Raw genomic sequence first — 14,503 nt, forward strand, 5'->3', positions numbered from 1 at the left:
GTCTTGCAGCACCTCATAAAGGTCTGTATGTATCAGCTAAAATAAAGGCATCAGTGACCATTAACACAAAAAAACGCATGCTCCCAATAAGCATGCGTAAAAAACTCATGATCATTGTAGAGCTTTAGCACTATAGGGCGTAGATAACTTGACGTTATCAGCTGCTTTGGGTTTAACCTTCACGATTAGACCTGTCCTACCAACTAAGCATCTCTCGATACTTTTGCGGCAGCAGCTTGTGTCCATATAGGAGCCTCACCTAACAATTATTTATTTCTATCCTCACTATAGTCTATCTAATTATATAGGTCAACCATTATGTGAAAATACTTTTGTTATTTTTCAATTCCATTTTCAGTTTTTGGATCATTGGATCGAAGGATCTGCCATTCCGGACAGACGGTAATATTGAGCCAACACTTCTTTGATTCGCTGACTTGCTTTACCATCACCATAAGGATTTTCAGCATGCGCCATTGCGGTATATGCAGCGTGATCCTGCAACAACTGCTTCGTTGCTTGATACACATCCTCTTCCCCTGTACCGACCAATTTCAACGTTCCTGCCGCAATGCCTTCTGGACGTTCAGTTGTGTCCCGCAACACCAATACAGGAACACCGAGAGAAGGGGCTTCTTCCTGGACACCGCCGGAATCAGTTAGAATCAATGTGCTTTGGTTGGCAAAATTGTGAAAATCGATGACATCTAAAGGTTCAATCAATGTAACATTCTCTAAAGCACCCAGAGTTTCTTGGGCAATTTCTCGAACTTTGGGATTTTTATGCATCGGAAAAACGACTGAGACTTCTGGAAACTCGCCTGCAATTCGAGCCAATGCCTGAAAAACATTCTTCATCGGCTGACCTAAATTCTCTCTGCGGTGCATCGTCAACAAAATCTTTCGCTGTTTTTTGTCTGTTAGTGTAGGATGCTGATAGTCTTGAGAAACAGTGTAGCGCATGGCATCAATCGCGGTATTGCCAGTGACAAAGATGGCTTCTGGATCATGATTTTCCGCAAGTAGATTTTCTTTACTTTGAAGCGTTGGAGCAAAGTAAAGATCCGTTAGCACATCGATGAGTTGCCGGTTGGCTTCTTCCGGATAGGGTGATCGTTTATTCCACGTCCGCAAACCAGCTTCAACATGACCGATCGGGATCTGAGCGTAAAAAGCTGCGGTTGCTGCGGCATATGCCGTTGTTGTGTCACCATGAACAAGCACAATTGACGGTTTTTCTTGGTGGAGAATCGGTTCTAATTCCAGCAAGACTTTTGTAGTGATGCCGGTCAACGTCTGTCCCAATGTCATGATATCCAAGTCGTAATCAGGTTCGATCGCAAAAACCTCTAATACTTGATCTAACATCTCGCGATGTTGGGCTGTCACCACGACAATTGATTGAAATCGAGGATCAGCCTCTAATTCTTTTACCAAAGGCGCCATCTTGATGGCTTCCGGTCTTGTCCCAAAAACGGACATTACTTTGATAGTCAAACACTCACCTGCTTCTTTCTGCATGTTTACTTTATTGTTATTGCTCTTACTCACTTAGTCAACTGAATATCCGCTTTTAGCTCAGAATATTTTTTAGTTTTTTTCATCATTTCTTCTATTATAACGAAAGATTAAGAAAAACCAAATAGTCGATAAAGATGATTCCACAAAAAGCAGAAGGTCAGCGCTGAAAATAAAAAAACCAAAAGACTTGTTGCCCTCAGCAGCAAGTGATAAGAATGTTTTCCTATCGCTTGCTGCAAGACCAAGAAATCTTTTGGATCGAACTTTTATTCATGCCACTGTCAATTCTACAGCCGAAGCAACTTAAATTGTATCGCCATTGAAAATCGAGTTTTTCACGATCACATAATCAACTTTTCGAATCGATTCGAGATCTTTGCCACCGGCATAGGAGATCGATGATTGTAGATCTTGCTGCATCTCAACCAAAGTATCTTTCAAAGAACCTTTGTAAGGGATCCAGATTTTTTTCCCTTCGACGTTTTTCTTTTCCCCTTTTTGGAATTCAGAAGCAGAGCCAAAGTATTCTTTTAAAACGACACCATTTTCGACTTTTGTTTCCCCGGGAGATTCTTCATGTCCAGCAAACAATGAACCAATCATGACCATCGTTGCCCCAAAACGAACAGATTTTGCGATATCTCCATGGGTGCGGATTCCCCCATCGGCGATAATCGGCTTGCGAGCTGCTTTTGCACACCAGCGTAATGCAGCTAATTGCCACCCACCAGTTCCAAAACCAGTTTTGATTTTAGTGATACAAACTTTCCCTGGTCCGATCCCGACTTTCGTTGCATCCGCGCCGGCATTTTCCAATTCTCGGACCGCTTCAGGTGTACCAACGTTCCCTGCAATCACAAAAGCATCTGGTAAATGTTTTTTGATATGTTGGATCATATTGATGACAGCATTGGAATGTCCATGGGCAATATCGATCGTAATGTAATCAGGCACCAGTCCTTCAGCAGCCAATGTTTCGACAAAAGTATACTCATAATCTTTGACACCGACACTGATCGAAGAGATCAGGCCTTTTTCCTTCATTTTTTTGATAAAAGGAATGCGGGCTGCTTCGTCAAAGCGATGCATAATATAAAAATAGCCATTTTCAGCTAAGAATTCTGCGATAGATTCATCAATGATCGTTTGCATATTTGCAGGAACGACCGGCATTTTAAATGAATGTTTGCCTAAAGTAACCGTCGTATCACATTCTGAACGGCTATTCACGATACATTTATTAGGGATCAATTGTATATCTTCGTAATCAAAAACTTTCATGTCAAACATAAAAATATCCTCCAAATCTTGATAAGAGTGAAGCAAGCATCAAATGGCTGTCGCCTATTTTTAATGCCCACAACAATTTAAACCAGCTCACTCATAAATACAAGTGTTTTAGAATCTTTTTTAAAAAAAGCAACAGGAATGTTCGTCTTTTACGAACATTCCTGAGATAGTTTCCATTAAATAAAGGGTTTCTTCTTTTTTTTAAGGTAAAATATTGCCAGCTGCCAAATATACTTCATACCATTCTTGGCGTGTCAACACAATCGTAGATGCCTTAGCGATCTCTTCGATACGATGCGGCGTCATCGTGCCTGCGATCACCTGCATATTTGCTGGGTGCCGTAGAATCCAAGCAGATGCGATTCCTGTCGCAGTCGTTTGATACTTCTCAGCCAATTCTTCTAGTTTTGCATTCAGTTCTGGGAATTTCTCATTTCCGATGAAGACACCTTCAAAGAATCCATATTGGTATGGCGACCACGCTTGGATCGTCATATCATTCAGCCGAGAATACTCAAGAATTCCGCCATCATGATCGACACTGCCGCTATCCGTCATATTGACATGGATGCCTCGATCGATCATTCCAGTATGCATGATGCCAAATTGCAATTGATTGGCCAGCAATGGTTGAGAGACATATTTTTTCAACAATTCGATTTGACCAGGATTTTGATTGCTGACTCCAAAATACTTAACTTTTCCCGCTTTTTCCAGCTCGTCGAAAGCAGCAGCGACTTCTTCGGGCTCCACTAACGTATCCGGGCGATGCAACAGCAACGCGTCAAGATAATCCATTTTCAAGCGTTTCAAACTGCCTTCAACGGATTTAATAATGTGTTCTTTCGAAAAATCGAACATTTTCCCTGGGACGATACCACATTTCGATTGAATGAAAAGATCTTCCCTTTTATATTCGGTTTGTGCAAGGGCATCTGCAAAAATACTTTCGCATTCGCCACCGCCATAGATATCTGCATGATCAAAGAAAGTAATACCATTCTCGATTGCTGTCGTCAGTACAGCTACAGGATCTTTTGCATTATTGATTCGCATCAATCCCAAAATGACACTTGAAACTTCTAAATCGGTTGAACCAAATTTAATTTTTTTCACGTATTTTTCCTCCTCTGTTTGCTCTTCTATTTTAGCATATCCGTTTGAAAACGCTACCTCTTTTTAAGAAAAAAAGATCGCTGTTCTCTCATCAGCGATCTTTTGTTTAAACGATGGAACCAAAGAGAAGTTGCGGTTACTTTAATGCTTTGGCACCAATATCTTTTCGATAAAACATCTTGTTCAAAGGCATTTTTGCTAGCGCTTGGTAAACTTTCTTTTGCGCTTCCTCCAAAGAAGCACCTTGCCCTTCCGCTAAAAATACTCGCCCGCCTGCTGCCACCAATTCTCCTGCTCTTTCAGCAACCCCTGCATAAAACAGTTGAACATCTTCAGCCGCTTTTTGCGGAATGATCATTCCCTGTTGATAGGTTTCTGGATACCCTTCAGCCGCCACGACCACACCAACAGAAAACTGCTGATTCCAAGTAATCTCCGGCTGTCTTCCATTGAGCAATGCATCAATAATCTGAGCTAACCCACTCGTTAGCCGACTCAAAACGACTTGCGTCTCTGGATCTCCAAAACGAGCATTGAATTCAATCACTTTAGGTCCTTCAACTGTAGCAATCAGCCCCGCATATAAAATACCCGTAAAGGGTGTTCCTTGATCAATCATTCCTGTAGCAGCCGGGATCAAAACCGTCTCGATTGCTTGATCGATCATTGACTGAGGAATTTGCGGAACAGGAGAGTAAGCTCCCATTCCACCAGTATTCGGTCCTTCATCCCCATCAAACGCTCGTTTATGATCTTGCGCAATCACCATGGGATAAACTTGCTCTTCATGAACAAAAGCCAGCAGCGAAAACTCTTCTCCTTCCAGAAAATCTTCGATCACAACTTTGGCACCACTTTGACCAAATTTTTGTTCTTCCAACATTTCTTCTACCGCAGCCAGTGCCTGATCCACTGTTGCTGCGACAACGACCCCTTTTCCAGCAGCTAAACCGTCTGCTTTGATTACGATTGGGGCACCTTTTTCTTGGATATACGCTTTCGCTTTTTCACTATCTACAAAAGACTGGTATTCGGCGGTTGGAATCTGATATTTTGCCATCAATTCTTTGGCAAATTCCTTCGAACCTTCAATCATCGCCGCTGCTTTATTTGGGCCAAAAATGTTCAATCCTGCAGCTTGGAAATCATCAACGATGCCATTAAGCAAAGGAACTTCAGGGCCTACAAAGGTCCAATCGATGGCCATCTCTTTTGCAAACGCGATCAAGCTTTGATGGTCTGTTTCTGGGATAGCAACTACCTGAATGCCATCGCTGACCATGCCCGGATTCCCTTTCGCGCAGTAGACTGTTTCTACGATCGGATCTGCGAGTAATTTCTTGGCGATTGCATGTTCCCTACCACCACTACCAATAACTAAAAGCTTCATCTGCTCCTCCTGAATTTAATGTCTTTTAATGTCTAAAATGCCGAACGCCAGTAAAGATCATCGCTACTCCGTATTGATCTGCCATTTCGATAGACGCTTGGTCTTTAATACTGCCTCCAGGTTGAATGATTGCCTTGATTCCCCGTTTTGCAGCATATTCCACGCTATCATCCATTGGGAAGAACGCATCGCTAGCTAAAACTGCATCCGTTAATTTTCCAGCTTCAGCAGCTTGTTCAATGGCGATTTTTACAGAACCCACGCGATTCATTTGGCCAGCACCAATTCCAACTGTTTGATATTGGTTCGCTAAAACGATGGCATTTGATTTGACATGTTTTACCGCTTTCCAAGCAAAAGCCATTGCTTCCAACTCATTCTTGCTAGGCTGACGTTTCGTTACGACCGTCCAATCCTTAGGAGATTCTGCTAATGTATCTTGTTCTTGAACTAATAAACCACCTAATACAGAGACCATTTCTGTTTCGACAGGATTTGCTACAAAATCTAACGTCATCAAGCGAATGTTTTTCTTCTTCGTCAAAATATCCAGCGCCGCTGGTTCAAAAGCAGGCGCAATCACGATCTCAAGAAATATTTGATGCAATGCAGCAGCTGTTGCTTCATCAACGGGGCGATTCAATACGATGATTCCTCCAAAAATCGAAACTGGATCTGCTTCGTATGCCCGTTCAAAAGCGTCAAAAATCGTCGTCGCTGTTCCGATACCACAAGGATTCATATGTTTAAGAGCGACTGCAGTGGGTTCCGTAAATTCTTTTGCGATTCGCAAAGCGGCATCCGCATCTTTGATGTTGTTGTAGGACAATTCTTTGCCGTGAAGTTGTTTTGCACTAGCGATCGAATAAGGAACTGGCAATGCATCTTGATAAAAAGCAGCAGTTTGATGGCTATTTTCTCCGTAGCGCAACGTTTGTTTCAATTCATACGTCAGTGTCAACTTCTCCGGTTCAGATTCTTCAACTGCTTTTGTCAAATAATCGGCGATCAAGGCATCATAAGCTGCTGTATGGCGAAATACTTTAGCCGCTAAGCGTTTGCGCGTGGCAAGCTGCGTCTGACCGGTTTCCGTCAATTCATCTAGAATGAGGGGATAATCTTTAGGATCAACGATCACTGTCACTGCAGCAAAGTTTTTTGCAGCGGAGCGCAGCATGCTTGGTCCACCAATATCGATATTCTCAATGGCTTGCTCTTCTGTCACATCCGCTTGGGCAATCGTTTCCTTAAAAGGATAAAGGTTGACAACAACCAGATCGATCGGCGCAATGTCATGTTTTTCCATTGCTGCTAAATGTTCAGGCAGGTCCCGGCGACCCAGCAAACCACCGTGGATCTTTGGATGCAATGTTTTGACACGTCCGTCCATCATTTCGGGAAATCCTGTGACCGTTTCTATCGCAATCGGTTCAAGACCAGCCGCTTCCAAAGCAGATTTTGTCCCTCCTGTCGAAATGATTTCGTAGCCGTTTTGTACTAAATTTTTGGCAAAAGATACGATCCCTTGTTTATCTGACACACTGATCAACGCTCTTTTTTTCACGATTGATGGTCTCCTTTATGAATGATTTCAGCTATGACCGCTGGATAGACTCGATGCTCTAATTGATGGATCTTTGCTTCTAAGCTTTCTAATGTATCTTCCGATTCGATACGTACCACTTCTTGCGCAATGATCGGCCCCGTATCGATACCACTGTCAACGTAATGAATGGTGATCCCAGTCACCTTCACTCCATAATGAAAGGCATCGGCAATACCGGATTTTCCAGGAAAACTAGGCAGCAATGAGGGATGCAGATTGATGATTCTATTGGGAAAAGCGGCTAGCAACGTAGGTCCAACGATCCGCATATAGCCTGCCAAAACGATCAGCTCTATCGAATGTTCCGCCAACTCGTTCAACAGTGCAGCTTCGAACGCTGCTTTCGAAGGAAATTTCTGCGGGGATAACTGCAATGTCGGTACCCCCGCGTCTTTAGCCCGTTCCAAGACAAATGCGGCGGCATTATCTGAGAACAGCAGCGCTAATGTAGCCCCTTTGAGTTCTTCTCCTCTAATCGCATCGGCAATTGCGGTAAAATTACTGCCGTTTCCTGATGCAAAAACAGCGATCCTCATAGCGGATCTCCTTGTAAAAGAACCGCATGTTCTTGAGCCTCCGTTACTTTACCAATAACGTAAGCCGCTTCATTCTGCTCGTTTAACAAAGCTAGCACTTGTTCTTTCTTCTCTGGTGCAACAGCAAGAACCATCCCTATCCCCATATTGAAGATCTCATACATTTCATGGGCCGGGATTTTTCCATAAGAAGCTAGAGCCTCAAAAATCGGCAGTTGCGGCCACGTTCCCAGTGTGATTTCTGCTGTTGTCTGCGGCGGCAACATCCGGGGAATATTCTCGATAAAGCCGCCACCCGTGATATGCGAGATACCGTCAATTAATTGTTTTTCAAGTAACGGCAGTACAGCGGATACGTAGATTCTCGTTGGTGTTAACAATTCTTCTCCGAGAGTTTTTCCGCCTAATTCCGGCAACTTCTCTGCCATTTGAAAACCTTGCTGTTCAAAAAAGATCTTGCGAACCAATGAATACCCGTTTGAATGGATACCAGAAGCAGGCAGCCCGATCAGAAAATGTCCCGGTTCAATCGATGCTCCCGTGATCAGACGAGATTTTTCAACAATTCCCACCGCAAAACCAGCCAAGTCATAGTCCTCTTCCGAGTACATCCCTGGCATTTCTGCTGTTTCACCGCCTATCAGAGCCGCTCCCGACTGAACGCAGCCCTCTGCAACCCCGGCGATAATTTGTTCGATTTTTTCGGGATCATTCTTGCCCACTGCGACATAATCCAAAAAATAGATCGGTTCTGCTCCTTGAGCGACAATATCATTGACACACATCGCAACACAATCGATTCCAATCGTTTGGTGTTGATTTTGTTGGATCGCTACTAATAATTTCGTTCCTACACCATCAGTACCGGATACCAGCACTGGTTCTTTCAGCGGATAGTTTGACAAGTCAAAACAGCCGCCAAAACCACCGATGGCACCCATTACACCTAACCGTTCTGTTCTTTTGACATGTTTTTTGATTCGATCAACGACTTCATACCCGGCGTTCACATCAACACCAGCCTTTGCATAAGCATTTGCCACTTTGAGTTCCTCCTGTACCATTTATTCGAGCGACGCTAAATAGCTTTCTTCATAATCATAAAGCGGTGTAGGATAATCACCATTGAAATAGGCCATGCACAATCCAGAATAGGGGGCATCTAAATCTAACCCGATTGCTTCGATCAAGCCAGTCTCACTGAGAAAAGCCAACGAATCGGCACCGATCGTTTGGCGAATTTCTTCGACACTTTGCCGAGCAGCGATCAGTTCTTTCCGCGTCTGAATATCGATTCCGTAAAAACAAGGATATCTTAATGGCGGTGAAGCAATCCGAACGTGAACTTCTTTGGCACCGGCTTCTTTTAACAATTGAACGATTCGTCGGCTAGTAGTGCCGCGAACGATCGAGTCATCCACCATGATCACTTTTTTTCCTTCAACCACACCGCGGACGGCAGAAAGCTTCATCCGAACGCCTTGTTCCCGTAATTCTTGAGTGGGCTGGATAAATGTTCGTGCAATGTATTGATTTTTGACTAATCCTAATTCGTAAGGAATGCCAGATTCTTCTGCAAACCCGCTGGCGGCCGATAAGGATGAGTTCGGTACACCGATCACCATATCTGCTTCGATCGGTGCTTCTTGGGCAAGATTACGTCCCATATTTTTTCGTGCAGTATGGACATTGACGCCGGCAATATTCGAATCTGGTCGTGCAAAATAAATGAATTCCATTGAGCAAATCGCTGGTTGGACTTCTTCCGTATATGTCTCAACACGGTAGCCCGCTTGATCCACAATGACAACTTCCCCAGGACAGATATCTCGAACAAATTCAGCTCCGATCACTTCTAAAGCACAAGTCTCTGAAGCAATCACATAAGCACCATTGACCATTTTTCCTAACGAGAGTGGCCGAAATCCATTTGGATCAAGAGCAGCGATCATCGCATCTTCTGTCAGCAAAAGATAGGCAAATCCACCTTTCACTTGATTCAGCGCTTCTTTGATGCGATCCAGCAAATTCGCTTGACCACTGCGGCGAATCAGATGCATCAAAATTTCGGTATCTGAATTTGAATGAAAAATGGCTCCTTCAGACTCAAGTGATTTCCGCAAACTCTTGGCATTGGTTAAGTTCCCGTTGTGCGCCAACCCAATCTGCTGATCAAAAAACTTAAAAAGAAAAGGTTGGATATTATCGACGCTGCCATTGCCTGCAGTAGCATAGCGAACATGTCCGATTGCTGCTTCACCTGTCAATCGTTGAAGAAGTCGTTCATCGGAAAAAACTTCTGCTAATAAGCCAAGATCCCGATGTCCGGCAAGTTTGCCTTGCTGATTTGCGACGATCCCAGCGCCTTCTTGTCCCCGATGCTGTAAACTGTGCAAGCCAAAATAAGTAACTCGGGCAGCATCTGGGTGACCCCAGACACCAAAAACCCCGCATTCTTCATTCAAGCTTTTTACTTCAATAGACATGGAATTGCTTCCTCCCATTTCTTACGTGCTAAGGCTGTTTCCACTACGATCATTCCATCGCTACCTTGGATTTTTAGTTGCGGTTCTGCTGTAACTTTTCCGATGAGACAAGCGCTATCACCTGCCAAAGCTTCAAAAGCGGTTTGATTTTCTGGAGCAATGGACAGCACAAATCGCGATTGTGTTTCTGAAAAAAGCCAAGATTGCGGCAAATCTAGTTGAACAGATATACCGACATTCTTCTTAAACGCAGATTCAGCTAATGCAACAGCTAATCCGCCTTCTGCACAGTCATGGGCACTTTTTACAAGTCCAGCCTGGATCGCAGATAAGACGATTGCCTGATTCTGTTTTTCTTCTAATAGATCAAATGCCATCAAACGGCCATTGATCGACCCGTTTTGTAATTTTTGGAGTTCACTGCCGTTAAAGTCGGCCTTCGTTTCTCCAATCAAATAAATCAAATCCTCCGGTGTCTGGAAATGTTGTGTGGTGATATGTTCGACCTTTTCAATCAGCCCTACCATACCAATCACTGGTGTTGGATAGATTGCCTGCCCGTTGGTTTCATTGTACAGCGAAACATTACCTGAAATAACAGGAGTTTCTAGAATTTCACAAGCTTTGGCAATCCCTTCTGCCGATGTCCATAACTCCCAAAAGCCTTCTGGTTTATCCGGCGAGCCATAGTTGAGACAGTCTGTGATCGCTAGTGGTCGTCCCCCAGAAGCAACAATATTGCGAGCTGCTTCTGCTACAGCAATCTGTCCGCCTTGTTCAGGATCAAGGTACAAGTAGCGAGCATTACAGTCCGTGGTCATAGCTAAAGCTTTGTTGGTCCCTTTGATCCGCAGGACTGCAGCGTCACTTCCTGGGCCAACAACGGTATTGGTTCTCACTTGAGAATCATAGGTTTCAAAAATCGATTTTTTTGAAGCAATCGTGGGTTGCTGCAACAATTGTAAAAGTATGGCTGTTGCATCATCAATGACTGGTTCAAAATCAGGCTGTTGACGAAATGCTTGGATTCTAGCAGGTTCTGCTTTTTCTTTATGATAAGTTGGCGCATCTTCTGCCAAAGCATCAACAGGTAAATTGGCAACTTCTTTTCCCTGATGGTACAAGCGATACGCACCATCATCGGTTACTTCACCAATCACTACCGCTTCCAATCCGTATTTTTGAAACAACGCTTCAACTTCTGCTTCATGTCCTTGTTTCACACAGATCAGCATCCGCTCCTGGGATTCTGATAGCATCATTTCATAAGGTGTCATACCAGTTTCTCGTTGCGGTACATCATCTAAATAAAGTTTTAATCCTGAACCAGCTTTTGAAGCCATTTCAGAACTGGAAGAAACGAGACCGGCTGCCCCCATGTCCTGAATACCGATCAAACTGTCTGAATGTTCAAGGATCAGCTCAAGACAAGCTTCTAATAACAATTTTTCCATGAAGGGGTCTCCTACTTGGACAGCCGAGCGCTGCTGTTCTTCTCCCTCCACGAACTCCTCGGAAGCAAATGTTGCACCATGGATCCCGTCTCTACCTGTTTTTGCTCCCACATACATGATTATGTTACCAACGCCTTTGGCCTGTCCTTTTTGAATATCTTTGTGGTCGATCAAACCGACACACATCGCATTGACCAATGGATTCCCTTCGTAACAGGCATCGAAGGCAACTTCACCACCGACTGTAGGGATTCCGATACAATTTCCATAGCCGCTGATTCCTGCCACGACTTCTTCTAAAAGGTATTTGGTCCGCTCATTCGTCAATTCGCCAAAACGCAACGAATCTAGGATCGCGATGGGCCGCGCCCCCATACTGAAAATATCACGAATAATCCCACCGACGCCGGTTGCGGCGCCTTCATAAGGCTCCACGGCCGAAGGATGGTTATGACTTTCTGCTTTAAAGACAACTGCTTGGCCATCACCAATATCGACGATTCCCGCTCCTTCGCCTGGTCCTTGTAAAACTTGCGGGCCTTCGGTTGGAAATTTGCGCAAGACCGGCTTGGAATTTTTATAGGAACAATGTTCGCTCCACATTACTGAAAAGAGACCCGTTTCTGTATAATTAGGTAGTCGACCTAATATTTCTTCTGAAATCATTTGGTATTCTTCATCAGTGAGCCCCCATTGTTGATAAAGCTTGGTTTCTTTGATTTCCTGTGGTGTTGGCTCTGCTATGATTGCTTTATTCATGTACTGGCACCTTCCCGAAATTTTTCAATAAAGACGCAAAGAACTTCTTGCCATCCTTTGAGCCAAGCAACTCTTCCATTGCCCGCTCAGGATGGGGCATCATCCCTAAAACATTGCCTGCCTTGTTGCAAATGCCGGCAATACCATGTAAACTCCCGTTAACGTTATCCACATAACGGAAGACAATCTGGTTATTGGCTTCCAGTTCCTGGTAGGTTTGTTCGTCGCAATAGTAATTTCCTTCTCCATGAGCGACAGGGATCGTGATCCGTTCATCTTGCTGGTATTCAGAGGTAAAAGGCGTCTGGTTATTGACTTGCAACTGTACCGGCTTGCAAATAAAGTGCAGCGATTCATTTCTGCGTAAAACCCCTGGCAGCAAGCCAGCTTCTGTCAAGATCTGGAAGCCATTGCACGTACCAAAGACCGGTTTTCCTTCTTCTGCAAAACGAATGACTTCTGCCATAATATTCGAGAAACGTGCGATGGCTCCGCAGCGAAGGTAATCCCCGTAGGAGAAACCTCCTGGAAGCAATACACCATCAAAGCCAGCTAACGAGGTCTCGTCATGCCACACATATTCGGCTTCTGCGCCCATCACATCTTTGATGGCATACATTAAATCGACATCACAATTCGAACCAGGAAAAACGATTACTGCAAATTTCATTGTTCCTTGTCCTCCATCTCAATGATTTCATAACGATAAGTCTCCATATTGACATTTGCCAGTAACTTGTCACAAACTTCTTCAATTTCTGCCGCTACCGATTCTTTGTTGCTGTCTGTAACTTTGATCTCAAAATATTTCCCAATACGTATTTCAGAGACATTTTGATACCCCAAACGATGAACCGCTCCTTTGACTGCTTCTCCTTGAGGATCCAAGACCGACTCTTTATAAGTGACATAAACTTTGACTAAATACATGAACTATACTCCTTTTCTAAGCGATTTAATACTTCTTGATAAACAGGAATCAGATCCCCGATTTCACGACGATAGACATCTTTATCCAAATGTTCTTTCGTTGTCAGATCCCATAAGCGACAAGTATCCGGCGAAATCTCATCCGCTAAAAGAATTTTCCCATCACTTTTTCCGACTTCAATTTTAAAGTCGACCAAGTGGATCTTAATTTTCTCAAAGAGTTGGCACAATGCGGTGTTGATTTGTCGAGCAAGCATTTTGATTTGAGCAACTTCCTCAGGGGTGGCGATTCCCAAATAACGAATGTGATCTTCATTGATGAAAGGATCGTCTAAGCGGTCTTCTTTGTAATAAAATTCAATAATCGGAAAAGGCAGCTGCTCCCCTTCAGCAATTCCCAGGCGCTTAGAAAAGCTGCCGGCAGCCGTATTACGGACGACGATTTCCAACGGGATCATTTCAACTTCACAAACTAATTGTTCGTGTTTAGACAATATTTTGATAAAATGACTTGGAATACCCTGCTTTTCTAATTCTTGAAAAATAAGACTGGTAATCTGATTATTCAGTGCTCCTTTTCCTGAAACTGCATCTTTCTTCAATCCATTCAACGCGGTAGCCTGATCGAGATACTCCACACGGAGCTCTTTATCTTTGCTAGTCTTGAAGAGTTTCTTTGCTTTCCCTTCGTAAATCAATTCTTCTTGCACCACCGGACACCTCACAAAAGTTAGTTTTTTCACATAGATTTTTAGTCTCTTCTTGTTGTTTTCTATTCTAACAACGCAAAGAATAAGGGTCAACAAAATAATGTACATTAACAACTAATTTTTCTTTAAACGTTCGTGTTTAACTTAAAATCATTTTTTGTTCTGCTGATTTCCGACTTGTTCACACGCTATAAAGCGTTTACATTTATTTTTTTTCATGTTATATTGATTTTGTGAATACTGGTATCTCCAAGGAGGAATTGATTCATGTGGTCACTGAAAAATCAAGCGCAACGATTTATCGCTCATTTATCGGACACCGACAGAAAACAGCTACATAATGAACTACTTGCCGTTCAACAAGTGTTGACCGCAAATCAAATGACATCTTTTTATTTATTCAGTCCATTCAAAAAACATGCCCGGCCTCATTATTCCGAACATCGAAAACGGGTACTCCAATATAAAAACGGATTAAACGAAGAATTGATTATCCATCAAATCCATCAGCAGACTTTCTTTAAACACACCTTTTGTTTCCGTATTTATTTCAATATGGAAGAAATGCAAACTGCCTTTTTGGATGTCTTGCTAAACTTACTCAATGAGGAAAAGACTTTCACTCCTTTAAAACCTAATTTTATAAATAGTTAAACACACTCTTAAAAAACGCCTAAATTGCGATTTTAAGGGTGTTTTTTTGGG

13 protein-coding genes and 1 riboswitch are annotated in these 14,503 nt (G+C 43.2%); of the genes, 1 reads left to right on the forward strand and 12 read right to left on the reverse strand.

Annotated features, from left to right (window positions below):
- Positions 1-103: 103 nt before the first annotated feature.
- Positions 104-274: riboswitch (M-box (ykoK) riboswitch) on the reverse strand.
- Positions 275-366: 92 nt separating this feature from the next.
- The 12 genes from wecB to purC form a co-directional block, all read right to left on the reverse strand.
- The gene (gene wecB, locus EG2_RS11650; RefSeq protein WP_060814877.1) at positions 367-1,497 is read right to left on the reverse strand and encodes a non-hydrolyzing UDP-N-acetylglucosamine 2-epimerase; all 1,131 of its coding nucleotides are present in this window, start codon (positions 1,495-1,497) and stop codon (positions 367-369) included.
- A 327-nt stretch (positions 1,498-1,824) separates the two neighbouring features.
- The gene (guaC, locus tag EG2_RS11655; protein WP_003127210.1) at positions 1,825-2,802 is read right to left on the reverse strand and encodes a GMP reductase; all 978 of its coding nucleotides are present in this window, start codon (positions 2,800-2,802) and stop codon (positions 1,825-1,827) included.
- A 210-nt stretch (positions 2,803-3,012) separates the two neighbouring features.
- Positions 3,013-3,927: an aldo/keto reductase gene (locus EG2_RS11660; RefSeq protein ID WP_003127209.1), complete on the reverse strand. Its 915-nt coding sequence runs from the start codon at positions 3,925-3,927 to the stop codon at positions 3,013-3,015.
- A gap of 136 nt (positions 3,928-4,063) precedes the next feature.
- Entirely contained in the window at positions 4,064-5,317 is a 1,254-nt protein-coding gene (purD, locus tag EG2_RS11665; RefSeq protein WP_060814868.1) for a phosphoribosylamine--glycine ligase, read from the reverse strand.
- A 25-nt stretch (positions 5,318-5,342) separates the two neighbouring features.
- Positions 5,343-6,881: a bifunctional phosphoribosylaminoimidazolecarboxamide formyltransferase/IMP cyclohydrolase gene (gene purH / locus EG2_RS11670; RefSeq protein ID WP_060814869.1), complete on the reverse strand. Its 1,539-nt coding sequence runs from the start codon at positions 6,879-6,881 to the stop codon at positions 5,343-5,345.
- Entirely contained in the window at positions 6,878-7,459 is a 582-nt protein-coding gene (gene purN, locus EG2_RS11675) for a phosphoribosylglycinamide formyltransferase (RefSeq protein WP_021150959.1), read from the reverse strand. Before purN ends, purH begins: the two co-directional genes overlap by 4 nt.
- Positions 7,456-8,502: a phosphoribosylformylglycinamidine cyclo-ligase gene (gene purM, locus EG2_RS11680; RefSeq protein ID WP_005472505.1), complete on the reverse strand. Its 1,047-nt coding sequence runs from the start codon at positions 8,500-8,502 to the stop codon at positions 7,456-7,458. Before purM ends, purN begins: the two co-directional genes overlap by 4 nt.
- 21 nt (positions 8,503-8,523) lie before the next feature.
- The gene (purF, locus tag EG2_RS11685; RefSeq protein ID WP_060814870.1) at positions 8,524-9,945 is read right to left on the reverse strand and encodes an amidophosphoribosyltransferase; all 1,422 of its coding nucleotides are present in this window, start codon (positions 9,943-9,945) and stop codon (positions 8,524-8,526) included.
- On the reverse strand, positions 9,930-12,158 hold the full coding sequence (gene purL, locus EG2_RS11690) for a phosphoribosylformylglycinamidine synthase subunit PurL (protein ID WP_060814871.1): 2,229 nt from the start codon (positions 12,156-12,158) through the stop codon (positions 9,930-9,932). Before purL ends, purF begins: the two co-directional genes overlap by 16 nt.
- A complete protein-coding gene (gene purQ / locus EG2_RS11695) occupies positions 12,151-12,828 on the reverse strand; it encodes a phosphoribosylformylglycinamidine synthase subunit PurQ (RefSeq protein WP_060814872.1) in 678 nt (225 codons plus the stop codon). Before purQ ends, purL begins: the two co-directional genes overlap by 8 nt.
- Positions 12,825-13,088, reverse strand: a complete 264-nt coding sequence (purS, locus tag EG2_RS11700; RefSeq protein WP_003127200.1) for a phosphoribosylformylglycinamidine synthase subunit PurS — start codon at positions 13,086-13,088, stop codon at positions 12,825-12,827. The genes purQ and purS overlap by 4 nt, the downstream gene beginning before the upstream one ends.
- On the reverse strand, positions 13,079-13,801 hold the full coding sequence (gene purC / locus EG2_RS11705) for a phosphoribosylaminoimidazolesuccinocarboxamide synthase (RefSeq protein ID WP_060814873.1): 723 nt from the start codon (positions 13,799-13,801) through the stop codon (positions 13,079-13,081). The genes purS and purC overlap by 10 nt, the downstream gene beginning before the upstream one ends.
- Before the next feature lie 264 nt (positions 13,802-14,065).
- Here purC and EG2_RS11710 point away from each other — a divergent pair, with 264 nt between their 5' ends.
- Positions 14,066-14,452 carry a hypothetical protein gene (locus EG2_RS11710; protein WP_060814874.1) on the forward strand — a complete coding sequence of 129 codons (387 nt, stop codon included), beginning with the start codon at positions 14,066-14,068 and terminating at the stop codon, positions 14,450-14,452.
- The last annotated feature ends 51 nt before the right edge of the window (positions 14,453-14,503 follow it).

It is taken from the genome of Enterococcus gallinarum NBRC 100675 (assembly GCF_001544275.1).
In the GTDB taxonomy this organism is placed as follows: domain Bacteria; phylum Bacillota; class Bacilli; order Lactobacillales; family Enterococcaceae; genus Enterococcus_D; species Enterococcus_D gallinarum.